Below are 1,544 nucleotides of genomic sequence, written 5' to 3' on the forward strand. Positions count from 1 at the left end.
GTGGATCAGGAGGCGCCGGTCTATGGTGTATCCCAGCAGCAGCGCCTCGACGGCCTCCAGGAACGGCCCCGCGTCCACGCCGTTGCCCGTCTCCCTGACGGGCATGAGCGCATAGAGGGAACCCAGATCCACGGGGCCCACCCTCAGCGCATCGATGCCCATGCGACCCGCGATGGCCTTGGCGGTCCTCACGACCTCCACTATGCGGGGAACGCCAACGTCGGGCACCATCATCTGCACGTCGAACTTGGACTGGGCGCTCCTCCCGAAGACCAGCGTGAGTTGCACGAGGTACTCCCAATCCGGTGCACTCTCCTCGACGCCTCTCTCCGCGTTCTCTATCGCCTTCAGGCCCCCCACCAGCCATCCCTTCCCCTCCTCCTTCACGCTGATGTGCTCCAGATCCTTCAGGTCGACTTCATCAGGGAGGGACGGTATCACGTAGACGGTCAGCTTCCCTATGTTGGTGCGCAGCCTGTCCATCACATAGTTATTGCCCGCCATGAGTTTCTCCATGCAGGATGGACAGACGGCGTGAACTCTCGACCACGACTCGGATGTGTCGGAGATCCCGGAGGAGAACCCCTTCTTATCCACTATGAATATCTTCAGGAGCGTACCCCGGGGATACTGTGGCCTACTCAGTACTCCTTCGCGCCCGCAGAACTGGCAGCGCACACCCCTCAGCAGCTCGCCCGTGGCTCCCGAGAGGTGATCGAACACGAAGTTCCTGTAATCCATATCCTTGGCGACGTCGACGACGGAGCCGTCAGAGGTTATTATTCTGGTAGAGTAGAGACAGCACTTCCAGTCCATCCCGCGGATCTCATCCCCTCTCCTCACGAACTCATCGGGTGAGTACCATTTCAGCACCTCGGAGATCGCTGATCCCACGGGTTTCCCGCCCAAGCGGTCCCTGAGATTGTGGAGCACGAATTGGTATCCCCTTAGGAGCTCGTACTCCACAGCCTCGCCGTCTCCGCCGTGCCTCGATCCGGTAGGTTTCCTCTCGAAGCCCAGCAGGTACTTGGGGTTATTCATCGTCGCGAATACCGCGGGCTCATTGGACGCTTTGACGAAATTCCCCACCCACGTCCATTCCCTGTTGGTGCTGTCCGTGACGTCGTAGCGCTCAACGTACACCTCGCGTTTCACGCAGTCGAACACGATCAGACAGAGTCCCTCGCAGTTTTTCGATGGAACTCTCCGGTACCTGCCCTCGCTCTTCACAAGTTCTCCGATATGGAGGAGGGAATCGAACATTGCTAAGCGGATAACGGCGATGATTGTATTTAAAGATTCATGAATGGTTAGCACATTCATCAACTTCAGATCGCACGTTACATCGCCCTCCCGGCCTGCGCGAGCGAGACGGATTTCAATCCTACATTAGTCCGATTTCAACCACCCTCAAATGGCCCCGAGCGCGCCGGGTGGACCGTGTTCCGCGTTGAAATAGGACTAATGTAGGATTGAAACTGGCCTGATGCATATCAAGTCCTCCTCATCCCAACAATGCCAGTGCCCACGGCGGCTACCGATTG

General features: G+C 58.1%; 1 protein-coding gene. It reads right to left on the minus strand.

Annotation, left to right across the window (positions count from 1 at the left end; all coding sequences use genetic code 11):
* On the minus strand, nucleotides 1-1,230 hold a 1,230-nt coding region (locus ABJK56_RS02030; RefSeq protein ID WP_347242997.1), incomplete at its 3' end, for a TM1802 family CRISPR-associated protein.
* Nucleotides 1,231-1,544 lie beyond the last annotated feature (314 nt).

This window comes from Thermogutta sp., from assembly GCF_039793925.1.
Lineage (GTDB): Bacteria > Planctomycetota > Planctomycetia > Pirellulales > Thermoguttaceae > Thermogutta.